Raw genomic sequence first — 19,230 nt, forward strand, 5'->3', positions numbered from 1 at the left:
TCCTTAGGCTGCGCCGAGAATCAGGCCGCTGGTGGGTACACCGGTGCCGGCGGTAACCAGCACGTTCTGCACATCCGCCACCTGGTTGACCGCCGTGCCACGCACCTGGCGCACCGCTTCGGCGATGCCGTTCATACCGTGGATATAGGCTTCGCCCAGTTGCCCACCGTGGGTGTTGATCGGCAGTTTGCCGCCACGGGCGTGGTGCCCTGCGCGGATGAACTCCTTGGCTTCACCGCGCTTGACGAAGCCGAACTCTTCCAGTTGCGGCAATACAAACGGGGTGAAGTGGTCGTAGATCACGGCGGTCTGGAACGCGTCCGGCCCCAGGCCCGACTGGCGATACAGTTCGCGGGCGACCACGCCCATTTCCGGCAGCCCGGTGATGTCTTCGCGGTAGAACGAGGTCATGCTCTGTTGGCCGTGACTGATGCCTTGGGATCCGGCCTTGATGGTCACCGGTTTCTGCCGCAGGTCACGGGCACGCTCGGCCGAGGTAATGACCATCGCCACCGCGCCATCGGATTCCTGACAGCAATCGAGCAGGTGCAGCGGTTCGCAGATCCAGCGCGAGGACTGGTGTTCTTCCAGGGTGATCGGCTTGCCGTGGAAAAATGCCTGGGGATTGGTTGCGGCAAAATCGCGAGCCGCCACCGCCACCCGGCCGAAGTCTTCGCTGGTGGCGCCATAGGTGTGCATGTAACGCTGGGCGAACATCCCGACCCAGGCCGCCGGTGTATGGAAACCGTGGGGCATGTACCAGCCGTAGTTGACGTTGTCGAAGGTCGGCGTCGAAGCGAAACCGTAGGCACCTGTCCCGAAGCGATACCAGGAACGCTCATTCATGGCGCGATAGACCACCACCACTTTCGCCATCCCGGTGGCTACTGCCATGGCCGCGTGCATCACCGGTCCACAGGCCGCACCGCCGCCGTGGGGCACTTGCGAGAAAAACTTCACGTCTTTGCAACCGAGCAAACGGGCAATTTCGTACTCCGGGACCTTGTCCACCGAGTAAGAGCTAAAGCCCTCGACCTCGGATGGATCAATGCCGGCATCCTTGAGCGCACTCAAGGTGGCCTCCAGGGCCAGGCGCAATTCGGTGCGTCCGGAGTTCTTGGAAAATTCGGTCGCGCCCAGACCAACGATCGCGGCACGCCCGGAAATCGATGAATCAGTCATCTGTGTTTCTCCGGCTGTCAGGGCAGGACCAACGCGACCGTACCGGTCACGTGGTTGCCCATGGAATTTTTGCCGCTCAAGGTGATTTCCACCGTGCGGGTATCGGCGTCGAGCGCGCTGACGCTGCCGTTGAAGGTCATGCAGTCGCCGGGATAATTTGGCGCACCGAGCTTGATTTTCAGCGCGCTGAACTGCGCCAGCGGTCCGGCCCACTGCTCGACAAACCGCTGCACCAGCCCGTTGGTGGTGAGGATGTTCATGAACACGTGGGGCGAGCCCAGGGCACGGGCCGCCTCGGCGTCGTGGTGCCCGGGGAAGTAATCACGAGTGGCAATCGCGCCACCGTTGATCAGGGTCACCGTAATCGGCACCGCAAGCTCCGGCAGTGCTTCGCCGGGGCGCACGTCTTCAAAGCGCTTGGTGTTCTTCGAGGTCATATTTCCATCCCAGCTTGTCGTTATCGTTGAGCCAGTCGCCCAGGCGTTCGAGGTTTGCCGCCGAGCCACCCAGGGCAAGGGACAGGCCGCGACTCCAGTAGAGAAAACGGTGTATCGGATACGTCAGGTCAACTCCGATGCCGCCATGCACGTGCTGTGCGACATGGCCAATGCGGTGCCCCGCTTCACAGGCCAGCCAGGCCGTGGCCAGTGCTTCACTGGGTGCCGGCAAGCCAGCATCGATGCGGTAGGCCAGTTGCCACAGCGTGGTGCGCAAGGCTTCGACGGCGATATGGGTATCGGCCATGGTCATCTGCACCGCCTGGAAGCTGCCGATGACGCGTTCGAACTGCCGGCGCTCGCTGACATAGGCCACGGTGCGGCGGATCTGCTCTTCGCTGACGCCCAGTTGCAAGGCTGCCAATGCCGCCACGCTGCGCAGTTCCAGCCAGGCGACGGCCTCGGCCGGCAACAGTGCCGCGGCGTCTACGGTTAAACCCTGGATGTGCAGGTCGGTCACTGCCTCGCCGTGGGTCAGTACCGCCGACACGCGCTTTACCTCGGGCGCCGACAAGTCGAGCAGCAGCAAGCGCGGCTGACCGTCGACATCTGCCAATACCAGCGCGGCCCGGGACTGGTCGCCCAACGCCAGGGCCGCGACGCGGCCATTGATCGACCAGCCCTCGGCACAGGGACGGGCTTTCAACTCGATGCCCAGCGCACTGCTCAAGCCATCGACAGACAGGCTCAGCAGTGCCTCGCCGGACGCCGCTTTGGCCACCCACCCTGCACTGTCGCCAGCACCGAAACGGGCCAGGGTCGCGGCCGCCAATTGATGACGCCACAACGGCACCTGGGCCAGGGCCTTGCCCTGGGCTTGCAGCACCAGCATCAGTTCGGTCATGCCCAGACCGCTGCCACCGTGTTCTTCGGGAATCGCCAGGGCATGCAGCCCCGTCTCGATACACAGTGCCCACAGCGGCGTCATCATCGGTTCGCCGCTGGTATCCCACTGGCGCATGTAGTCGTCATGGCAATGGTCGACAAACAATCCATCGGCCATTTGCGCAATGGCGCGCTGGTCTTCGCTCAATTCGAAATCCATGGTGGCTCCTATGCCTCTACCGGCCGGAACAGCGGCAGGGTCATCTGGTCATCGAAGGTCTGGAACTCGACCTGCAAATGCTGGCCGATCTGCAACTGCTCACGCTCGATCCCGACCAGGCCTGCGATCAGGCGCACGCCCTCTTCCAGTTCGATCAGGCCGATCGGGTTGGGGTAATCGAACGGCGGCACTTCGGGGTAGTGCATCACCACGAACGAATACAAGGTGGCGCGGCCACTGGCTTGCAGGGTGTCCCAGTCGAAGCTGTGGCATTCGATGCACACCGGCGCCGGTGGATGGCGCAGGGTCTGGCAGGCGCTGCATCGCTGAATCAGCAACTGGCCCTTGTCGCAACCTTCCCAGAAGAAGCGGGTGTCATCACTGATTCCCGGCAGCGGACGCTTGGCCTTGACCGGTGCCGACTCAGCCTTGGCTGGCGCCTGGGCATTGGCCGCACGGAACTTGAATACGCGAAAAAGCAACTCGCCCACCGGCTCGTCGCCGCCCGCTTTTTCGACGAAGTGGCTCATCACCAGAGTGACGAAAAAGCCGGTGCCCAAGGCGGTGGTTTTCTCTTCGCCCACCGAATCCAGGCGCGTGGTGTAGTAGAGCTTTTCGCCTATGCGCAGCGGACGAGTGAAGGTCAGCTCGGAGTTCACCGCCACGGTGGAGGCATAACCGTAGGCTTCCATTTCCTTGAGCACCTCGTACGGGTTCTCGTCGGTGGAGCCAGGCGGATAGTTGTTGGCGTGCAGGCCCTCCATGGTCCACACCTGCAGCATCGCAGGCGGTGCGATCAGCCCCTCGTGCCGGGTGCCCAGGGCAAATTCCGCGTCGGTGTACAGCGGGTTGTCCACGCCCATGACTTCGCACCACTGGCGAATCATTGGGGCATTGACCTCGTCCCAGGCGTACACGCGGCCGTACTGGCGCCCCACCAGGGCGCGCACATTGGATAGCAATTGTGGATCAGCCAAAGTCGTCTCCTTCACATTGAAGGCGGCCACCGAACCCGGTCGCCGCAATAGGTCGATCAGGTGGGCAGCACCTGTGCGGCGCCGAGAAATGCCGGGCGTTCACCACCGCCATGCAGCAACAGGTTGCAACCGCTGGCGTAGCCAGCCAGCGGCGATGCGATGTAGAGGCAGGCGTTGGCAATGTCTTCGGCCACGGCCATGCGGCCAGCTGGAATGCCGGCAGCGACGGCGGCGATACCGGCCTCGGAGCCGTAGTGCAGATGGGCCTGCTCGGTCATCACCAGCCCCGGGCTGACCGTGACCACCCGCACCTTGGGCCCCCACTCCACCGCCAGCGACTGCACCAGCGCCACCACTCCGGCCTTGGCCGCGCCATAAGCGGCGGTGCCTGGGGAGGAACGCAGGGCGCTGATGCTGCCAATAAAGACGATGCAACCGCCTTGGGCCTGTGCCTGCATCAGTCGGTTGGCGTGCTGAGCGACGTTGAGCGGCGCGATCAGATTCAGCCCGATGATACTTTCGTGAAACCGCGCAGAGGCCGTGGCTGCGTCGGCGGACGGGCTGCCGCCAGCGTTGTTGATCACCACGTCGAGGCGCCCGAAGTCGCGCTCGATCGTGGCGAACAGGCGTTGCAGGGAATCGTGGTCGCGCACGTCGGTGGCAATGAAGCTCGCACGCTTGCCACCCAGAGTCGGCACCTGCTCAGGCTCGCGCCGGGCACAGACGATCACCCTCGCGTTGGCGGCGAGGAACCCCCGTGCGATACCGGCGCCGATGCCCTTGGTGCCACCGGTGACCAGCACCACCTTGCCGCTGTAATCAAGACCCGAATGCAACTCCATCATGTGCTCCTTTCTCTACTGACAAGGGTCACTCTAGGGACGAACCGCGGGGCAAACTACGTCTGAACGGACGATGAAAATTCAACCTCGCGAACAGGACACTGGCGGCCATTCACACCTTGTCTGGTCTTTGAGGTTGCCCATGTCCGACTCATCCGCTGCACCGGTTCTGCTCGAACGCCCACTGCCCGGCGTGGCCCTGCTGCGGCTCAATCGCCCGCAGGCGACCAATGCCTTGAGCCTGGAACTGCAGGCGCTGCTATCGCAGCATTTCAGTGAGTTGGCGATTGATCCCGAAGTGCGCTGCATCGTGCTGACGGGCGGTGACAAGGTGTTCGCCGCCGGTGGGGACATCAACAGCATGGCCGGTGTCGGCGCCATCGATATCTACAAGCGCCACACCGAACGGGTCTGGGGGCCGATCCAGCACTGTCCGAAACCGGTGATCGCGGCCGTCTGCGGGTACGCCTACGGCGGCGGTTGCGAACTGGCGATGCATGCCGACCTGATCGTTGCCGGGCGCAGCGCGCGCTTCTGCCAACCGGAAATCCGCATCGGCATCATGCCCGGCATCGGCGGCACCCAACGGCTGGTGCGGGCGGTGGGCAAGGTCAAAGCGATGCGCATGGCGCTCACCGGGCAACCGATCAGCGCCGAAGAGGCCTGGGTCGCCGGCCTCGTCAGCGACCTGGTGGACGATGACCAGGTTCAGGCGCACGCCCTTGAGCTGGCGCGCGTCATCGCGGCGATGCCGGCGCTGGCCGCCGAGCAGATCAAGGAAGTGATCCTGGCCGGCATGGACGCCCCGCTCGAAGCCGGCCTGGCCCTGGAGCGCAAGGCCAATGCATTGCTGTTCGCGTCACGAGACCAGAAGGAAGGTATGCAGGCGTTTATCGACAAACGCACCGCGCAGTTCGAGGGGTACTAGACGCTCGTCTGCCGAGCTCGCTCAGGGATTTCTGCAGGTCTTGCGATCCCCTGTAGAGCTGCCGCAGGCTGCGCCTACAGGGTGAACATCAGAAGACGGTTTCAGGAGCCGCTAGATACTCATCACCATCTGCCCACTATCAATACGCAACTCGACCCCATTGATCGCCCGGGCCTCGTCGCTGGCCAGGAACAACACGCTGGCCGCCACATCCTCGGGTCGGCACATGCGGTTCATCGGGTCGCTGTCGATGGTCAGGCGGTTAGGGTCGACACCCTCGGGGAAGCCGCCGCGAGTCATGTCGGTGAGTACGCCGTCGGGGTGCAGGGTGTTGCAACGGATGCGGTACTTGCGCCGCCTGCACATCACCGCCACCGAACGCGACAACGCCGCCACTGCGCCCTTGGAGGCGCTGTAGGCGAGGTAATCGTCGCGCCCGGCCAGGGCTGCGATGGACGACAGGTTGATGATCGAGCCACCGCTATCCTTCATCAACGCGATGCCTTCGCGGCAGCCCAGGAACACGCTGTCGGCGTTCACCTGCATCACCTTGTGCCAATCAGCCAGACTGGTTTCTTCGATCGAGCCGGCGATCAGGATGCCGGCGTTGTTGACCAGGATATCCAGGCGACCGTAGCACTCGCGCACATGGTCGATAACCTGGCGCCACTGCTCTTCACTGCTGACGTCGTGGCGAATAAAGGCTGCCGCGGGCCCGGTTTCAGCCGCCAGGGCCTGGCCTGCCTCGACGTCCAGGTCGCTGATCAGCACCTGGGCACCCTCGGCCACCAGCAGGCGCACGCTGGCGGCGCCGATGCCCTTGGCGCCGCCGGTGACCAGTGCGACCTTACCGTTAACCCGTCCGTTCTTGCTGGTTTGATCGAGGTTCATCATGTTGCCTCCCAAGCGGGGGTTGTGTGCGGTTGCTGGTTGTGCGAGCGGGCGACGGCGGCACCGGCTCGACGGCCGGAGAACACGCAGTCGGCCAGGGACAGGCCACTGATGTACAGGTGCGAAGGAATCCCCAGAGCGCTGCGCCCGGCCGCGTACAGACCAGCGATCGCCTGGCCTTGCTGATCCAGCACCGCACCGCTGCGTTCATCCACGCGCAAACCGCCAAGAGTCAGGGCTCCCAGGGGGAATACCGGGTTGGTCACGGAGATATCGCAGGCATAGAAAGGCCCCTGTTCCAATACTTGGCGCCCGCCTTCGGACTTGCCGAACGGCTCTGGTGCCTCACCACGGGCAGCGGCGTTGGCAGCCAGCACCGAGGCACGCAATACGGCGGGGTCCATGCTCGTCGCTTCGGCCAACTCACTCAGGCTCTTGCCCTTGCGCACTTTGAACAGCATCAGCGCCAGGGCCGGAAAACTCTGGAACCACCAGTAGCCGCCGAACAGCGCTTCGCGGATGGCCTTCTTGCGCAACGGCGCATCCAGCACCAGCCAAGCCTTGCCACCCTGCTCCTCCATCAACGGCTGACCGAGGGTGGCGCCGTAGACTTCTTCGTTGCAGAAGCGCCGCCCCTCGCGATTGACCACAATGCCTTTGTGCCAACTGTACGGCGGGTTGATGAAGCGCCAGGCCGATACCCGCTCAAGTCCCGCCCCCTGGCCGCCGACACTGGCGCCCAGGCGCAACCCGCTGCCATCGCAACCGGTGGCACCGACCTTGAAATTGCGCCGAAACTTCGGCGCGTGCTGTTCGAGCAACTGGCGATTGAAGATGAAACCACCGGTACTCAGGATCACCCCATGGCGCGCCCGCACCCGACGTGGCTCAGCGAAATCCCGTTCGAGTTGGCAGACCTTCTTGCGCAAAGTGTTGCAATAGCCAGGGGCGAAGTTCTGCAATCGTTCGGCACGGGCGGCCAGTCGTGCATGCAACTGCGCTTGCTTGCTACCTTCGGGCATACACCAAAACTCGGCACCCAATACCCGCCCCTGGGAGTCGATCACCAGTCGTCGCGCTGCCGCCTGCAACAGCGTCTTCGCTCCGGCCTTCAGGCACGCTGCCTTGAGGTGGGCAAACAGCACCGCGCCGCCCTGTCCCTTGCCCACGGTGCGATGCCCTCGTGGTGCAGGCGGCAAGGTACCGCCGTGGTCAGGCACCAATTCGTTACCCGAGTAATAGAGGAAGTAGCCGTCGGGCGGATATGAGGTCTTGCCCCCACCCGGTGGCATCTGGTGGGCGTAAGGCGCGCCGTGGCTTTCCAGCCACTGCAGGTTGCTCACGCTATCGGCACAGAAGCGCCACAGGGTATCGTCGCTGACCACGCCCCGGGTTTCGTGTTTGAGGTAATCGAACATGGCTTCGGGGCTGTCGTTGAAACCCGCTGCCTGCTGATGGCGCGTGCCGCCACCGGCGTACACTACTCCGCCACTCTTGGCGCTGGCGCCGCCGCCGGTGAAGCGGTCGGCGATCAGCACGTCGGCGCCATGGGCCCGGGCTTCCAGCGCGCCGCAGGCACCTGCTGCGCCCCAGCCGACGACCAGCACATCGCATTGTTCGTCCCAGGTCAGGCTGTTGCCATGGGCCACTTGCAAGGGCGGCAGCACTTCGGTGCCGGGAAGGTTATCGGACATTGACATATACCCTCCTATCGCTGGCTGGCCAGGTGATTGGCGGCGACATAACCGAAGGTCATCGCCGGCCCCAGGGTGCCACCTGCCCCCGGATAGCTAGTGCCCATCACCGATGCCGAGCAGTTGCCGATGGCGTACAGGCCGGCGATGGTCGAGCCGTCATCGCGCACCACTTGGGCATTTTCGTTGGTCAACAGGCCGCCCTTGGTGCCGATGTCCCCGGCGTCCAGGCGCATGGCGTAGTACGGCCCTTTTTTCAAGGGCGCCAGGCAAGGATTGGGCTTGATGTTGCAGTCGCCGTAATAGCGATCGAAGACGTTGCCACCACGAGCGAAGTCGAGGTCCACGCCGCTCTCGGCGTAGCCGTTGACCTTGTTGACGGTGGCTTCCAGGCCAGCACTGTCGACGCCGATCTCCCTGGCCAGGCCGACCAGGGTGTCGGCTTTCCAATACAGGTTGTTGAGCCATTCTTTGCGCAGGCGGCTGTCGGGCATGACCTGGCCCGGCATCAGCGGGCCCATGGCGTAGTTGAAACGGAAATGCGCGTCGAAGATCACCCAGGCCGGCACCGATTTTCCGCCGGTTTTCTGGTTGTCCTGGTGCATCGCATCGACGAATTCCAGGTACGGCGCCGCTTCGTTGACAAAGCGTTGGCCCAGGCCGTTGACCACGATGGCGCCGGGGAACGCGCGCTCGGCAAAAATCCCCCGGGGCTTGTCTTCTCCCGGCACGGCAATGGTCGGCGCCCACCAGGCCCAATCCATCAACGCGGTGGCCGCGCCCTGGGCCATGCCGGCTTCCAGGGCTGCGCCGGTGTTGTTGCCGGGAGGCGTTGCGCTCCAGGCCTTGCGGGTCGGCTTGGGCAGGTACTGGTCGCGCAGGATCTGGTTTTGTTCGAAGCCTCCGCAGGCCAGGATCACCCCAAAACGTGCATGCAGTTGCAGCTCGACGCCGTCACGCCGCACGGTGACGCCGCTGATCCGTTCGTTGTCGGTAATCAGGCCGCAAAAATCGGTGTTTAGCCAAAGCGGCACGTCGCGGTCCATGAGCGAGCGGCGCAACGAGGCCACCAGCGAACTGCCCAGGGATGCGCGGCGATCCATCTTGCTCTTGCGTCGCCATTTGAAGTCCAGTTTGTAGCGCAGCATCAGCTTCATGATCAGCAGGCGCCAGCCAAAACTGCGGGCCATGGCCTTGTGCGCATCGCGCGCGGTCCAGGCAATGCGCCCCATCAGCAGGGTTGAAGGTGACGGTTTGCGCAGATTCTCCAGTTCTTCACCCAACAGGCTGGTGTCGAACATCTCCGGGTCGAGGGTCCGCCCACCGGGCAGAGCCCCTGGCAGGTGCGGATAATAATCAGGGTATTTCGCCGCCACCGCGTAGCGCACCCGGCTGATACGGGTGAGCTGTTCGATCATCTTCGGCGCATTGTCCAGGTAGGCACGCAGTCGCGTTTCATCGACATGTTCGCCTGCCGCGGCTTTGAGATAGGTCAGCGCCGTGACGTAGCTGTCGTTGCCTCGCTGGCGAGCGAAATAGTGATTATTGGGGATCCAGATACCGCCCCCGGAGATTGCCGAGGTGCCACCGTACTGGTTGCTTTTCTCCACTACCAGCACACGCATACCCTGGTCGGCGAGGAACACCGCCGAAGTCATCGCACCTGCGCCCGAACCAACGACGATCACGTCGTAGTGGGTCTGAGACTGAACTTGAGCCGTCATTGTTGTTATGCCATTAGCTGAGGTCAGGAATAAACCGCCGACCACGCAGGGTGCGCTGGCGGAGTGCAGTCCATGATCGTGGCTGCGGGGGGATGGGCTCATCGTCAAAGTGGACTAGAGGGTGGCCTGGCTGTACACATCTGCCCGTAGGTCATGCGGACTCTGCAGGAGCGAGCAGGCTCACTCCCACAAGTGTGTCAAGTTACAAGGAAGCGCGTCTTGCGGCCCACGGATGGGCCTGTTCCAACTGGCTGGCCAGGCGCAGCAGCACGTCTTCGCCACCCAGGCGAGCAGTAAACATCATGCCCACCGGCAGACCGTCGTCGCTGTGGCCCAGTGGCAAAGAGATGGCCGGCTGACCGCTGACATTGGCTATCACGGTGAAACCGGCGCTGCCCATTGCCTGATGGGCGTAGCTGTCCCAAGGCTGATCAAGCGACAACAGACCCAGCTTCGGAGTCAGGCTGCCGGTGACCGGCGACAGAATCACGTCGTAGCCTTCGAAGTGTTGCTCCATAGTCGCGCCAATACTTTCGAACGCTTGCCGCGCGCGGTACAGGTCTTCGCCGCTCGTCGATTTCGAGCGTTCGAGATTGACCAGAGTAATCTTCTCCAGATCCTGAACCGTGGCAGCCCGTCCGAGTACCTGCTCGCGGTCATGAATCTGCACACGCAATGCCATGGCAAGCGCAGTGCCGTGGGCACCGAACAACTGGCGCGGATCGATGTTCAGCTTTAATTCATCGAGTTGATGCCCCAGGGCCAACAATTGCTTGATGGTCTGTTCCAGCGTGGCGGCAATCGCCGGGTCCAGAGGGGCGCCAGTCAGTGATTGGCGCACCACGGCCACGCGCAACCTGCCCGGATCACGTTGTAATTCCTCCACATAAGGCCGAATCAACGGCGGACACCAATAGGCGCTGCCCGCCTCATGACCCTGACCGGCATCAAGGAACAGCGCGGTATCGCGCACTGTGCGCGACACCACATTGGCAGCACTGGCGCCAAACGAACCTTCGAAATGCAGTGGCCCGCTGGGGGTGCGATAGCGGGTCGGCTTGAGCCCGACCACGCCGCAGTACGAAGCGGGAATTCGAATCGAACCGCCGCCATCAGTGGCATGAGCCACGGGAACGATCCCCGCCGCAACCGCAGCGGCCGAGCCACCAGAAGAACCACCTGCGCTCATGGCCAGGTTCCAGGGGTTATGAGTCTGGCCCCAGGCCAGGGATTCGGTAGTGGTGGTCAAGCCAAACTCGGGGGACGTGGTCTTGCCGAACGCTACCGCACCGGCCTGCTCGTAGCGGGCGATCAGGGTGCTGGTGCGGGCAGCGGGCGGTGAGTCCTTGAACATCCGGCTGCCATTACTGGTGATCGTACCTTCTAGCGTGGTGTTCAGGTCCTTGAACAGCAGCGGTACACCGGCCAGGGTGCCATGGTTGTAGGTGCCGGCAGCACGGCGCTGGGCAAGCAAGGTACGGGCGTAGGTTTCATGCAGCATGTTCACCGCATTGACCTTGGGGTTGACCTCGTTATAGCGGGCAAGCGCCGCCGCCAACAAGTCCTCGGCGCTTAGTTCGCCACTGCGAATCGCCTGGCTCATGGCCCAGGCATCCATGGCCTGGTAATCGCTGGCCGACAGTCCAGCCGCGCGGGCATCGGCAAACCGCCCCAGAATCCCGACGCCGACAGCCACGGCACCAGCCTTGAGTACGCTACGGCGCGGCCAGCCGGTGGTGAAGTTGAGTGGTGCGTTTTCGTGCTTATCCATGGTGATGATCACGCCCTGATGGTGAGTTGTTAAGGGATTGGGGACTTGTACCCTGTGGGAGTGGCATTCGGATGGACCAAGGCAGGTGATCAAGCGACATTAAAGCGTGTCGACAACTGATCCAGCGCCCTCGCCAGCAATTCCAGGTCCCCGGCGGCAGCCGCGCTATGCCTGGCGTTGGCCGACAACGATGCGGTACCGGCCGAGACACTCTCGACCGACTGACCACTTTCCCCATGCCGTCGACCACCGCCAGTACCAGGTAATCCAGCAACGCCGAACGATAGCGATACTGCGCAGCCCCTTGTACATAAACAATGGCCTGTCTCATGAAGCGGATGGGGCTCAAAGCCCCCGCGCTCAAATCAGTCGCAGGTTACCCCGGCCAGCATGGCCGCCAGATAGTGCTCGCCATAAGGCGGCAACAAGCCCCACTCTCGGCGCGGGTCGTGGGTCGATGCCTTGAATACCGTGCGCATATGACTGAATTCGAGAAAACCTTCGCGACCATGGTAATGGCCCATGCCCGAGGCGCCGACGCCGCCGAACGGTGCATCGTGCATCGCGGCATGCATCATCACGTCGTTAATCGTGACCCCGCCGGACAGGGTGTGCTCCAGCACATAACGCTGTTCTTGTGCATCCTCACCGAAGTAGTACAGCGCCAATGGACGTGGCCGGGAGTTGATTTGAGCAATGACCTGATCGAGGTCGTCATAGCTGAGCACGACCATCGCAGGGCCAAAGATTTCTTCATGCATGATCAGGCTGTCCGGGGCCGGATCAACCACCACCCGCAGCGGGCGACGACGTTCCCGGGCATCCAGGGCCAGAGGTTCGGGCAGGCACTCGATGCGTGCACCGCGCACCTGCGCGTCCTCGACCAGGCCCTCGACACGATCCAGATGACGCTGGTTGACCACTGCCACCACATCCAGATTGCCAGCCACTGTCGGGTTGAGATCGCGATAGGCGCTGCGTAGTGCATCGAGAAAAGGCTCAAGTTGAACCTTGGGCACGTAGACCAGATCCGGGTTGATGCAAACCTGCCCCCCATTGCAAATCTTGCCCGCCGCGATGCTGAAGGCAGTTTTGTTCAAGTCAGCAGTGCGCGAAACGATCACCGGCGATTTGCCGCCGAGCTCCAGGGTGACCGGCACCAGATTTTTTGCTGCATTACCCATTACCTGCCGGCCAACCGCCGTGCTACCGGTGAACACCAGGTGGTCGAAAGGCTGGCTACTGAAGGCTTCGCCCAATTCCGGCCCGCCGTTGACCACCGCCACCACCAGTGGGTCGAGGTGCTCGGCGCACAGGCGCGCCACCAGCTCGGCGGTGCGTGGCACTACTTCCGAAGGTTTGAGGATGGCGCGGTTGCCGGCCGCCAGCGCCGAGGCCAGAGGACTGAACAAGGTATACAGCGGCGCGTTCCAGGTACCCAGGATGCCCACCGTGCCTTTTGGCTGATGCATGACCCACGCGCTGGCGCCAAGCTGGTCATAAGGGGCAAACATCTCGCGCGGTTCGTCCTGCATCCATTCCTGCAGATGGTCACGGGCATACTTGAGCGAGGCCAGTGCACCCAGCACGTCGTTCATCAATGAAAACCCGGCAGGCCGCCCGCCAAAGTCCTGGTCGATCGCCGTGGTCAATGCCTGGTGATTATGGACCAACAAGTCGATCACTTGCTGGAGGCGCTGGCGACGGGTGTCGGCGTCGACTCTGCCGGCACTGGCAAAAGCGCTTTTCTGTAGCGCCAGCAGGCTGGAAAGGTCATGAACGCAAGACGTGGCTGTACTCATTGTTATCCCCTTGCAGGTTGGCTCAATGGCCATTGAGCGCCCGATGCGCCTGGCGCCACCCTAGCCTCGCGGATGGCTGCGCCGCCTCGTCCAATCGGACGAGGCCATATATCAACGTTAGTCCGTTGAGACGATGCCCAGGGCCTGCAAACGTCCAATACTGGCCATACGAAAACCCCACCCCATGAGGCCAGTCATGGCAATGCAAAACATCAGCTTCGATCCCCAGGCATTTCGTGCCGCGCTCGGCACGTTCACCACCGGGGTCACGATCATCACTACCCAGTCCGAAGACGGCTCGCCAGTTGGCATCACCGCCAACAGCTTCAACTCGGTTTCACTCAACCCGCCGCTGGTGCTCTGGAGCCTGTCCAAGCAAGCGCGCAGCCTGCCGGTGTTCAGCAGCGGCAAGCATTGGAACGTGCACGTGCTGTCCACGGAGCAGGAAACCCTGTCAGGACGTTTCGCTACCCAGGGCGAGAACAAATTCGCCGAAATCGAGCTCGATAATGGCGTCAGCGAGGCACCGCTGCTGCAGGATTGCACGGCGCGCTTCCAGTGCCGTACGGCGTTCCAGTACGAAGGTGGCGACCACGTGATTTTTGTCGGTGAAGTACTCGCCTTCGATCACAGCAACCGGGCTCCGCTGGCGTTCCAGAGTGGCCAATATGCTCTGGCCACGCGCAAGCCTCGCAGCGAGCTGCGCCTGGCGACCACACCGCCGCCACCGGAATGCAGCTACACCGAAGACTTGCTCGGCTACCTGTTGGGGCGCGGCCATTACCAGGTGCTCAATTCCTTGCGCCAGTTGCTCAACAATCAGCAGCTGGACGAGCAGACGTTTTTTGTCCTTTCGATTTTGTGCATTCGCGACAACCTGACCCTCGATGAAATCAACACTTTCGTTAACTACACCGGCCGCGAAGTCACCCTGGCAAGCATGCGTTTTCTCGAACGCCAGCGGCTGGTCGCGTTCGAGGGTTCGGCAGACTCGATCCGCTTTGTCCTCACGGCCCAGGGCCGCGAGGTGTCACTCCATCAACTGGCAATAGCCAAGGCCGTGGAAGAAGACCTCTCGGTCAAGCTCGGCGCCGCTGACGCACAAGCCTTGAAGGTTCTGCTCAAGCGCCTGATCGTCGTCAGTGACCCAGGCTTGCCTGATCTGTGGGCGCCGCGATGACCGCCCGTGCAGGTTTGTCATCACCGATCAGTGTCGGCTGGGGCAGCCATGGGTTGCTATTTTTGCTGGCCATGGTGTTTGCCGACAACTTCGTCGGGCGACAAATTCTTGCGGTCATGGTCGAGCCGATCAAAGCCGAATTCGCGGTCGGCGACACCGCCATCGGCTTGATCTCGGGCCTGGCGTTCGCCGCCGTCTATGCGCTGATGGGTCTGCCAGCGGGAAGGTTGGTGGACCGCATGCCGCGAATCCGCCTGCTGGCAATGTCTTGCCTGTTGTGGGCAGTGGCGACCATGGCGTGCGGGCTGGCTGGCAGCTTCCTGGCACTGGCCTTTGCGCGAATGCTGGTTGCCGTCAGCGAATCGCCGACGACGTCGGCTTCGCTGTCGTTGATCGCGGACCTGTATCCACCGCAACGACGCTCATTCGCCATAAGTTGTTTTACCGCCGCGCCGACGTTTTCCTCGATCATCGGTTTGAGCATCGGCGCCTGGGTGGTGGAGCACTATGGCTGGCGCAGCGCATTCATCGCCCTTGGCCTACCGGCCCTGTTGTTCAGCGCCATCCTGGCCTTTGTCGTGCGTGATCCGCAGCGCGGTCGCTGGGACCTTACGCCACACCCCCACTCGCAACCCGCACTCCTGGGTATGCGTGCCGAAGCACGCAAGCTCTGGGCTTTGCCCGCCTACCGTTGCCTGATCCTCGCGGGCGGCCTGACCACGCTCAGCGCCTATGCCATCGGCATGTGGAATACCACCTTCCTGATGCGCTCCCACGGCTTGTCACTGCAGCACGCCGGATTGCTGGCGGGGGTAATCTGTGGAACCTCAGCCGGGATCGGTGGCCTGTTCAGTGGCTGGTTAAGTGACCGCCTGTGCCGGCGCAATCCGCATTGGCAGGTTTCGATTCCGGTATTGGGCCACCTGGCAGCAATCAGCGCGCTGATCCCCTATCTGCTTTGGTCCGATTCCCTGCTGGTTCGACTGGGCAATGTGCCGATTCCAGTCGCCATGCTCTGGTGCGCGTTGTATTCATTCTTTTCCGTGTGGTGGGTCGCCCCGTCCTACAACCTCGTCACTCAACTGGTGCCAGCAGGCCAACGCGGTGCCGCCATGGCCCTGCAAACCATCGTGAGTACGCTGCTCGGGGTCGGCGTCGGGCCACTGATAACCGGCTTGTTCAGCGATATGCTGCTACCGCTGTTTGGTCACGAGTCACTGCGCTATGCACTGTTGCTGGTGAACCTGCCAGTGATTTGCGCGGTGCTGTTGCTGATGCGCACCGCGCACCATGCTTCCCAAACCAACTATCGTCACGGCAGTTAAATCTGGCAGTGCAAGCTCAAGCACTTTTGCCGCAGGCCTTTGATATTTTGCCAAACCTTTTGCAGTTGACCAATCCACATGCCAACTAACAGCGCATTAGCCAATCCAACACACAGCGCCCGTGATCGACTGCTTGATGCTGCGCTTGAACTCTTCGCCACACGCGGCTTTCAAGCAATCGGCCTGCGAGATCTGGCGAGCTATCTCGGGCTGCATGCCGGATCGCTATACCATCACATCGAAAACAAACAGTCATTGTTATTCGAGCTTATTGAGTCCGCATTGTCCGACTTATTGCTCGACACCTTGCGTCGCATCAAGGGAGCGCGCAGCCCAGGCAAGCGTTTGCAGCTGTTCATCCAGGCTTTCATCGCTTTTCATTTTAATGAAAAGTACAAATTGGTTCTGATCACCCGTGAATTTGCGAATCTCAATGAAGAACAACAGCAGCAGGTTATTCAGCTGAAAAACAGATATTGCTCTGTTTTAACCGAAATCATCACGGATGAGTACGCCAAGGAAGGAAACACTGGTGCGCAGATTTGCGCCACCACCAGTGCAGTCATTGTGATGTTATTCGGACAGTCACATTGGTACAGCGTCGAGACAACCGAAGCACAACTCACAGAGGCGCTCACAAACGTTGTTACGTGCATTATCGCAAATAGCAACAAGGTCTCTGCTCAAGGCTTAGAGGTATCTGTAAAACCAGGATTGCATCAAAATTAGTCGATGCCGCGACTTCAAATACAACGCGAAAAATCAAAACTTTTAAGACAAAAAATCGCCGAGCACAATTTTCCCCACTCACTCCTTGATTCGCTTTATCCTTGAAGCCGATAAAAAGCCATGCACCCTGAATACGGCTGTTGACTGTTTCCCCATGCGCAAACTTCTGTACCTGACATTTTCCATGGCACTGATTGCCACCCTGACAACCTACGCCATGTGGGCCGCGGATCGGCCGGTGGGGCATTACCTGTCGGACCTGCGCATCAACCTGGCGATTGATCAGGGCACACCTGCCGACCGTGGCAACCTGCTGGGCATCCAGCCCGAGCTGTTCCCCACCGACTATCAAAGCCCCGAGCGCCTGCATCGCAAACTGGCGGCCTATTTGCAGAAGGCCCGGGATCAGGGCCTGCTCAATGACAAGACCATCGTTGTGCTGCCCGAGCATGTCGGCACCTGGCTGATGGTCAGCGGCGAAAAAGATGAGCTGTACCAGGCCGCCACCATCAAGGAAGCGATGAACTGGCTGGCGGCGAGCAATCCATTGAAGTTCGTGCGTGCCCTGATCAGCGCCGAGGACGGCAATCGCCTGGACGACGCGCACCTGCGCATGAAGGCCAAGGCCATGGCCAAGGACTACCAGGCACTGTTCGGCGGTCTGGCAAAGGAATTCCACGTAACCCTGGTGGCGGGCTCTATCGTATTGCCTGAACCCAGCATCATCGACGGCAGGCTGAAAATCGGTCGCGGCGCGCTGTACAACAGCAGCGTGGTGTTCAACCGCGACGGCCTGCCGATTGGCCAGCCCCAGCGCCAGATGTATCCCGTCTTTGCGGGACCGGACGGGATCAAGGCCAACACCGAACATTCGGTTAATGTCGTCGACACACCGGCCGGGCGTCTTGGTGTGCTGATTGGCCGCGACAGCTGGTATCCGGATAACTACCGCAAGCTCGATGATCAGAGCGTGCAGTTGGTCGCGGTGCCGGCGTTCGTGACGGGACGCGGCGCCTGGGAGCAGCCGTGGCGCGGTTTCCGTGGCTCCTCGACTCCGGATTCCGTGAGCCTCAAATCCGGGGAACTCAGCGAAGGCCAGGCCTGGCAACGACTGACTGTCACCACGCGGACACCGGCCAATCAGGCCATTGCCGGCATGAGTGTGTTCATGCGGGGGCAGTTCTGGGACCAGGGCAGCGCCGGGCAAAGCTTTCTCAACAGTAACGGCCAGCAATTTAGCGATGGTAACGCCCGCGGTGCGCGTCTGCTGAACCTGTGGTTGTAAGCGATGAAGCCGCTGCCGATGCGTCTTGGCGATCTGTCCGTAGGCTTCGTCCATAGCCTGGCCGATGCCGTACGCAGCCATGGTGTCGATCCACAGCCCCTGCTCGATCAATACGGCCTCGATGCGGCGCGCCTGAGTGAAGCCGGGGCCCGACTGTCGATTCCGCGCTACATGCGCCTGGGTCACGGCGCTATCCAACTGACCGCCAACCCGGCGCTGGGCTTGCGCATGGGCCAGCTCAGCCGCCTGAGCCAGGCCGGTCTTGCCGGTGTCACCGCCGCCCAGGCGCCGACGGTGCGAGAAGCTGCGCGCTGCCTGATTCGCTTCGAAGCTTTGTACGGCTCCAACTATCGTGGTCAATCGAGCTTTCACGAGGACGCCCAGGGCGCCTGGCTGCGCTTTTACTCCATCAGCCCCTACAACAGCTACAACCGCTTCGTGGTGGACTCGATCATCGCTGGCTGGTTGCAGCAGCTATCGAGCGTCAGCCCTGCCCCACTGCGGGCCGAACGGATCGAAATAGAGTTCGAGCCGCCCGTTTACCGCGCAGTCTATGACGACGTGCTGGGCGATTGTCCGATCCAGTTTGGCGCCGAACACAATCAACTGCGCCTGAGCCTGGCCAGCCTGGCCCAACGCAACCCTGAGCACTGCCCGAGCACCTGGCGCCATTTGCTGCAATTGTGTGAACGGGAGCTGGAACAACTGACCCGCACCCGCAGCCTGCGTGAACGCATCATCGCCCTGCTGGGGCCGTTGCTCAGTGGTGGCCGGGAACCCGACCTTGAGGAAGTGGCGGCACGCCTGAAGCTGCCCACCTGGACCTTGCGCCGCAAACTCGCGGAAGAAGGCACGCAGTTTCGCGCGATTCTCAACGACACGCGCCGTGACCTGGCCATGACCTACATTCGCGACACCGAACTGGCATTCGGTGAGATCGCCTACTTGCTGGGCTTTGCCTCAGCCGAAGCGTTTCAACGGGCATTCAAACGCTGGAGCGGCCAGACGCCCGGCGAGTTTCGCCGAAGTCATAGAAAGTCAGCCTGAAGCTGCAGCGTTGATTACAACTCGGTGGCGTCTTCTGCTGGTTCCACCGGGTCCAGTTCGAAGGCCTGGTATTCGAGCAGCTCTTCCTGATAATCGTCCATTATTGAATCCCCCACAGCTTGTCAAAAAACGTCTGAATAAATGACCTGCATTTTCAGCATAAAGTGCCCGCGTGAAAGAAAAATGACATGGGCACGACGCTGCGTAGCTACTGAATAAAACGTAGCAGGCGGTCAGGAATTTATCACTGGTTTTTTGCTGCAGGGCGCAGGGCCAAGCCTGTTGGTTGATGCCGATCAATTGTCGCGAAG

At 61.8% G+C, this 19,230-nt stretch carries 16 protein-coding genes; 6 read left to right on the forward strand and 10 right to left on the reverse strand.

The window, feature by feature from the left end; genetic code table 11:
- Window positions 1-3: 3 nt before the first annotated feature.
- Genes AC07OG_RS17530 through AC07OG_RS17550 form a run of 5 tightly spaced genes read right to left on the reverse strand, consistent with a single transcriptional unit; the run spans window position 4 to window position 4,543 of the window.
- Complete coding sequence (locus tag AC07OG_RS17530) at window positions 4-1,182, reverse strand: lipid-transfer protein (protein ID WP_218425055.1); 1,179 nt, start codon at window positions 1,180-1,182, stop codon at window positions 4-6.
- Between the two features lie 17 nt (window positions 1,183-1,199).
- The gene (locus AC07OG_RS17535; RefSeq protein ID WP_060543440.1) at window positions 1,200-1,619 is read right to left on the reverse strand and encodes a MaoC family dehydratase; all 420 of its coding nucleotides are present in this window, start codon (window positions 1,617-1,619) and stop codon (window positions 1,200-1,202) included.
- Window positions 1,591-2,724: an acyl-CoA dehydrogenase family protein gene (locus AC07OG_RS17540; protein WP_495067604.1), complete on the reverse strand. Its 1,134-nt coding sequence runs from the start codon at window positions 2,722-2,724 to the stop codon at window positions 1,591-1,593. The genes AC07OG_RS17535 and AC07OG_RS17540 overlap by 29 nt, the downstream gene beginning before the upstream one ends.
- A gap of 8 nt (window positions 2,725-2,732) precedes the next feature.
- A complete protein-coding gene (locus tag AC07OG_RS17545; RefSeq protein WP_495067605.1) occupies window positions 2,733-3,701 on the reverse strand; it encodes a bifunctional MaoC family dehydratase N-terminal/OB-fold nucleic acid binding domain-containing protein in 969 nt (322 codons plus the stop codon).
- A 56-nt stretch (window positions 3,702-3,757) separates the two neighbouring features.
- Window positions 3,758-4,543, reverse strand: coding sequence for an SDR family oxidoreductase (locus AC07OG_RS17550; protein ID WP_495067606.1), 786 nt, complete (start codon window positions 4,541-4,543; stop codon window positions 3,758-3,760).
- A 142-nt stretch (window positions 4,544-4,685) separates the two neighbouring features.
- Between AC07OG_RS17550 and AC07OG_RS17555 the strand changes: the two genes are divergently transcribed.
- A complete protein-coding gene (locus AC07OG_RS17555; RefSeq protein WP_060543436.1) occupies window positions 4,686-5,471 on the forward strand; it encodes an enoyl-CoA hydratase in 786 nt (261 codons plus the stop codon).
- Between the two features lie 111 nt (window positions 5,472-5,582).
- Here the strand turns inward: AC07OG_RS17555 and AC07OG_RS17560 are convergent, their stop codons facing one another.
- From AC07OG_RS17560 to AC07OG_RS17580, 5 genes are all read right to left on the reverse strand, one after another.
- On the reverse strand, window positions 5,583-6,365 hold the full coding sequence (locus AC07OG_RS17560; RefSeq protein ID WP_495067607.1) for an SDR family oxidoreductase: 783 nt from the start codon (window positions 6,363-6,365) through the stop codon (window positions 5,583-5,585).
- Window positions 6,362-8,062, reverse strand: coding sequence for an FAD-binding protein (locus AC07OG_RS17565; protein ID WP_495067608.1), 1,701 nt, complete (start codon window positions 8,060-8,062; stop codon window positions 6,362-6,364). Before AC07OG_RS17565 ends, AC07OG_RS17560 begins: the two co-directional genes overlap by 4 nt.
- A gap of 8 nt (window positions 8,063-8,070) precedes the next feature.
- A complete protein-coding gene (locus AC07OG_RS17570) occupies window positions 8,071-9,780 on the reverse strand; it encodes an FAD-binding protein (RefSeq protein WP_060543433.1) in 1,710 nt (569 codons plus the stop codon).
- A gap of 202 nt (window positions 9,781-9,982) precedes the next feature.
- Window positions 9,983-11,551, reverse strand: a complete 1,569-nt coding sequence (locus AC07OG_RS17575; protein ID WP_495067609.1) for an amidase — start codon at window positions 11,549-11,551, stop codon at window positions 9,983-9,985.
- Window positions 11,552-11,916: 365 nt separating this feature from the next.
- On the reverse strand, window positions 11,917-13,386 hold the full coding sequence (locus AC07OG_RS17580) for a coniferyl aldehyde dehydrogenase (RefSeq protein ID WP_495067610.1): 1,470 nt from the start codon (window positions 13,384-13,386) through the stop codon (window positions 11,917-11,919).
- Window positions 13,387-13,549: 163 nt separating this feature from the next.
- On the opposite strand from AC07OG_RS17580, the gene AC07OG_RS17585 reads away from it, so the two are divergent.
- The 5 genes from AC07OG_RS17585 (at window position 13,550) to AC07OG_RS17605 (ending at window position 18,919) form a co-directional block, all read left to right on the forward strand.
- The gene (locus AC07OG_RS17585) at window positions 13,550-14,533 is read left to right on the forward strand and encodes a flavin reductase (RefSeq protein WP_495067611.1); all 984 of its coding nucleotides are present in this window, start codon (window positions 13,550-13,552) and stop codon (window positions 14,531-14,533) included.
- Window positions 14,530-15,858, forward strand: a complete 1,329-nt coding sequence (locus tag AC07OG_RS17590; RefSeq protein WP_177336997.1) for a spinster family MFS transporter — start codon at window positions 14,530-14,532, stop codon at window positions 15,856-15,858. Before AC07OG_RS17585 ends, AC07OG_RS17590 begins: the two co-directional genes overlap by 4 nt.
- Window positions 15,859-15,936: 78 nt before the next feature.
- Window positions 15,937-16,587: a TetR/AcrR family transcriptional regulator gene (locus tag AC07OG_RS17595; protein WP_082457609.1), complete on the forward strand. Its 651-nt coding sequence runs from the start codon at window positions 15,937-15,939 to the stop codon at window positions 16,585-16,587.
- 154 nt (window positions 16,588-16,741) lie between these two features.
- Window positions 16,742-17,872: a carbon-nitrogen hydrolase family protein gene (locus AC07OG_RS17600; protein ID WP_495067612.1), complete on the forward strand. Its 1,131-nt coding sequence runs from the start codon at window positions 16,742-16,744 to the stop codon at window positions 17,870-17,872.
- Between the two features lie 3 nt (window positions 17,873-17,875).
- A complete protein-coding gene (locus AC07OG_RS17605) occupies window positions 17,876-18,919 on the forward strand; it encodes an AraC family transcriptional regulator (RefSeq protein WP_060543428.1) in 1,044 nt (347 codons plus the stop codon).
- The last annotated feature ends 311 nt before the right edge of the window (window positions 18,920-19,230 follow it).

The sequence above is a fragment of the Pseudomonas sp. GW821-FHT09H03 genome, from assembly GCF_059415945.1.